Here is a 4,643-nt window from a genome sequence, read left to right as displayed (position 1 = left end):
AGGGCGTATTGGCGGGGCGTGCAGTGGGCTGGGCGTGTCTGGCGGGGGGTCTTTCGGCGGTGTGGGGGCTTGGTGTGTTGTGAAGGCGCCGTGGCGCAAGGCGAGGTGGTGGATAGTGCGTCGGCATATCCGCAGATCAGGGGTGCCGTCGTTGAGCGGTCTGGTTTAGTCAAGCGGCGGGGTTTTGTCAAGCCTGTGTTTGGCGAAGGGCGGCAGTTTTAGACTTATGGCGCTGAACACCGCCTCGGCGGATTTCGGCGTGGTTGAAAGTGCCGCGAGAGAGGCGTGGAGTTTCGGATAAAGTCTTAGCTTATCCGCAGATTAAAACTGCGCTGACGGAGTGGGCGGGTTTGCTGGACCGGAGCCCCCCGGCGAGGCTCGTCTTTGGGGTTTACAGCGGAGGCGATGGTAGGTATACCGTCAGGCTTTTAGTTTTTGAAAGGGTGGCTGGCGATTTTAAAATTGTAGAAGAGGCGGTTTACAAGGCGTGGGGCAGTTGTTATACTTAAGAGGGGAGTATTTCTATATGGAGGTTTTGTTTAAACACTGGCTTGGCACCGTGGCGAGAGTTGAGGAGTACGTCGGCCCGTGTATTTACGATCGTAACGATTATGTAGCCGTCAATGCTACTCTTGTGGGCAGGACGCCCCGGGGGTTCGTCTTCGCTCTGTGGGGGGAGGCGTGTGGCGGGGAGTTGGAGAATCTCGACGGATTAGTCGACAGGGGGAGGGTTGTGGGTAGTTGTAGAGTTGCGAGCAACGGCGGGTTTGTCGAATTGCCGCGCTACGAAGTGAAAGGCCTCGTCTTGGCTAAACCTGTGCTTGTAGGTGGGCGTGTGCTTACAGGCGGCGGCTCTCTTCTTTTTCAACATGTTGAGCGGTACGAGGGGGCGTTTCAACGTATTTGTATACCGCCGCTGGCGGGCATCCGGTGGTGGGTCCACAACCAGTCTGACGATGCGATTTGGACGATTGTGATGAAGCTAAACTACCCCGAGGGCGAGGCTATGACGGTTGTGTTAAAAGAGCACGGCGTCGCCACGCTTTTCAAATATAAAGACAATTTCTACACAACTACTTACAGTTTATGTAAGTTTGTTTTTGGGGGTAGGTGGCTGTTTTGGTCTCCTGTGGGTCAGCCGGTTTCTGCGCCTGGCGCCGGCTCTCTCACCGGCGCGGAGCTCCCAGTGGTTAGGCGCAAGGACGGCTACCTCCGCGTCGGCTCTTGGCTGGCTTGGCACCGCGTCCTCGGCACGCTAGACGACGGGCGCTGGGTCCTCGTCGGGGACGACGGTCTGTACGAGGCTGTGTTTACGGCTACTGTGGAGAGGCCTTTGGAGACGTTCGGCGAGGTTGGCTATGTTAGGGTGGCCGGCCCCTATAGAGGCGATGTTGACGACGTGCAGTCGCCGTGTGGGGCGCCTAGGCTTGTCGCATGTGTTGAAGATACGAGGGATGCGCTGGCGGCGGCTGGGCATAGGTGCGAGGCTGAGGGGGGTGTCCCTCATGTTCTCCTCGGCGAGGGCCGGGTCTTCTCCCTAGGCCGCGAGGCTCTCGACTGGCCGCTGGCGGACACCTGCGCCCCGCTCTTAAAGCTAGGGGACTACAGCCTACTAGACTGGAGACTATGAGCGATAGATACACAGTGGGGAGGACGTCTCGTGGGATGTTGGTGTACAGGTGCCGCTTCGAGGAGTATGAGTCGCTTAACACCTGTACTTATGAAGAGATGAAGAAATATGGCCTTTTGAAAGTTGTGCGTGGTGATGTAGAGTATGAGCCGTGGAATTTTGATTTTGGCGATTTTAAGCCTGTCTGCATTCCTTCTGTGAAGACTGGCGGCGGCTTTACTAGATGGTGGTTTAGATACGGCATTTTTGCGCGGGAAGATTTCAGAGGCGTCTTGTATATGAAGCTTTCCAACATAGCCATTTCCGAGAACTACACAGTGGATAGGGTGGATTTAAATTCCAAATGCCGCTACCCCGCTGGCGCCGGCTCTCTCACCGGCGCGGAGCTCCCAGTGGTTAGGCGCAAGGACGGCTACCTCCGCGTCGGCTCTTGGCTGGCTTGGCACCGCGTCCTCGGCACGCTAGACGACGGCAGGTGGGTGTTGATTGGAGACGACGGGCTTTACGAGGCTGTTTTTACGCCTACGGTGAAGGACCCGCTGGAGGTTTTTGGCGAGGTTGGCTATGTTAGGGTTGTGGGGCCGTATGTGGGCGACGTGGATTTGGTGCAGTCGCCGTGTGGGGCGCCTAGGCTTGTCGCTTGTAGTGAGGAGGGCGTAAAGGTGGCCAGGGCGTTGTTGGGGTATGTGAGGGGCGTGCTGGCTGGGTGGGGGGTTGTGTCTGATCTCTTCGTGCCTTCTTCGTGGAGTTGTTCGCGTCCTTTTGTAATTCCGGAGCTGGCTGAGCTGGATATCCCCAACTGGGTGGTTTTAGACTGGCCTCTGGCGGATCCGTGCCCCCCGGTCTTGCTGGCAATGAGCCAGGACCCGCTGGGCCTCTTGACAGACGCCACCTGCCACACCTGCTGGGACTAGGCCAGACACGCCGCCCGGCGCCGCTGGTAGTTGCGTGGGGTCTCTCTTTGGAAGGCTCCCTCTCCTGTTTTGTGTCTAGGCTCTACTCGGAGGCGGGGCGGTACGGCGCGTACGCCGACTGTTTCGTTGACGGGGCTCTCCAAGCCTTCTCCACCTACGCCCAGGAGGTGGAGGCGGCTAGGTGGCTGGGCATCGCGTCGGCTTTCGTAGACCTCAGCGACCTCGCCAAAAACAAAGACTGGCTAGGCAACAGACAACTCGCCGCAATGGCCGCCTTCAGCTACGAGCCTCCCGTGCCGGTGTTTAGAGATAGTGAGCTTCTGCGCCGTGTTAAGGGTGGTGTTGACGCGGTTATGTTTGGGAAACATATTGTGGGGGTGAGGGTGTCTGGAGACGTGGCGGTTATGAGGGCGAGGGATTTGGGGAGGCGTTTCGAAGTGACCGGTCTTACGCGGGTGTCTTCGGTGGTGGTTGGCGGGGGTGGTGGGTTTGAGATAAGGATTTCGAAATATAGTGTGGGTACCGCGAGTTATCTGGTGAGTGAGGTTGTGGATGTAAAGAGCGGCCGCCCTGTTGTTATTGGCTATAACGACATGTTTACCGCCTTGGCTATTGCGCGTGGGTTTAGTGGCGACGTGTATAGGGGGGTGTACCGGAACCGCGAGGTGTATGTCCTCTCATACGGCTCTTCTCTATATGCGCTGGAGGGTAAGCCGGAGACTTTCTACAAGTACCTCTCTGCGGCTTTGATGCCGGAGATTGCCGGCGTAAACCCCGCCGCGGTGGGTGCCGAGGTTACTCTGCCGGCGGTTTACCGCGATGGGAGGTGGGTGTGGGACGTGGCTATTAGCGAAACCGCCTTTGGGAGGAAGACTGCCTTCATACCTCTAAGCCCCACGGGCTACCGGCTTGACATCTTGGGGGTTCTGGACGACGGCAGGTTGTTGATAGGGGAGGTTAAGAATATGGAGGGCCTGGGCGGACCTGCGGATTTGGAGCTCAGCAAGGTGGCGGATAGGGCTGCGGTGCTGGCTGACCTCCTTAGGGATAACGCCGCGTTGTTAAGCGCGTTGGTTTCTGTATACAACGGGGGGAGGTTGCCGGGCGGGGGGAGGGTCTCCAGCTCGTTTATGGCTAGCCAGGTTTTGATATTTCCAGACCTGAAGAAGATCTTTGCCCCCGGCGGGGTGAGGTTCGTCGTGGTGGCGGCGGACGCAAAGAGAGCAGTGGTTTTTACATACGACGTGTCGCTGGACCAGCTTCGGGATGTCAGCTTTTTGAAGAGGGTGGCCGAGGAGGTTTACTACGGGTTTAGGGAGGCCGAGGCGCGGGAGCGGCTGTACGGCATAGGGGAGGCTGTGGGGAGGGTGGCCGACCGCTACAGGGCGTATACGTGGTACGTAGAGTTTTTAAAATAGCCGCCTACTGTGGGCGTGGCCGTCCCCGTTGCCTCGCCGCTTTTCGACGTGTTGGAGGAGGCTCGGGTAGACGTCTTCTTCATGGAGAGCCTCGCCCGCCGCTGGGCCGGCGGCTGGGTTTTGGACAGCTCCGTTGGGCTTTTGGCCACGGTGGAGCGCGACGCCTCCTGCCTCTTGGAGGAGGTCCGCGTCTACTTCTCGGCGCCTAGCTGCAGGGGGTATGCGCAGGTGGGGTCCGCCGGGGCCTCGCTCTACCTGGTTCCTATCGACATCTCTCCCTGCCCCCTGGTGTACGTGGTGTGCGGCGGGAGGGGGAGGGTCCTGGCGCCGACCTACGTCTTTGAGGGGGGTGTCTTCAGACCCGGCTCTCTGCTGGTGGAGGTGGACGCGGCGGCTCCTCGGTGGCGGCGCCACCTCTGGCCGCCTTCGGCGGCGGCTGGGTGGAGGCCTGCTAGGCTTCTGTGGGGCGGCGCCGCGGTGCGTCCCGGCGGGGCTGAGTCTGTTATCCGCGGCGTCTCGGGGTACCCGGTGCTCTACGCCGGCGCCGTGGGGGCGCTCTACGGCGTCGCGGGGGGCCACATACTGCTGGAGTTCAAGGCGCCTGGCGGCGGCGCCCACATAGGCGAGAAGTTCGCAGTCTACAGAAGGGTGGGGGAGTATCTTCTTATGGAGACTCCTTGG

Annotated in this window: 5 protein-coding genes; all 5 read left to right on the top strand. The window is 59.7% G+C overall.

Translation table 11 applies throughout. The annotated features are described in order from the left end of the window. Positions 1 to 222 (top strand): hypothetical protein (locus ACP5J3_RS10900; RefSeq protein WP_428495720.1); only part of this gene is annotated, 222 nt, incomplete at its 5' end. 265 nt (positions 223 to 487) lie between these two features. Beyond that, entirely contained in the window at positions 488 to 1,630 is a 1,143-nt protein-coding gene (locus ACP5J3_RS10895) for a hypothetical protein (protein ID WP_428495719.1), read from the top strand. Next, complete coding sequence (locus ACP5J3_RS10890) at positions 1,627 to 2,544, top strand: hypothetical protein (RefSeq protein ID WP_428495718.1); 918 nt, start codon at positions 1,627 to 1,629, stop codon at positions 2,542 to 2,544. Before ACP5J3_RS10895 ends, ACP5J3_RS10890 begins: the two co-directional genes overlap by 4 nt. Positions 2,545 to 2,615: 71 nt before the next feature. Further along, positions 2,616 to 3,962, top strand: a complete 1,347-nt coding sequence (locus ACP5J3_RS10885) for a hypothetical protein (protein ID WP_428495717.1) — start codon at positions 2,616 to 2,618, stop codon at positions 3,960 to 3,962. Between the two features lie 15 nt (positions 3,963 to 3,977). Next, positions 3,978 to 4,643 (top strand): hypothetical protein (locus ACP5J3_RS10880; protein ID WP_428495716.1); only part of this gene is annotated, 666 nt, incomplete at its 3' end.

The organism is Pyrobaculum sp., assembly GCF_049971835.1.
Taxonomy (GTDB): Archaea; Thermoproteota; Thermoprotei; order Thermoproteales; family Thermoproteaceae; genus Pyrobaculum.
This window is presented reverse-complemented; position numbering and strand designations above follow the sequence as displayed.

Excerpts from the sequence above, each read along its gene's own strand:
- ACP5J3_RS10890 (WP_428495718.1), top strand. The coding sequence starts at position 1,627 with ATGAGCGATAGATACACAGTGGGGAGGACGTCTCGTGGGATGTTGGTG.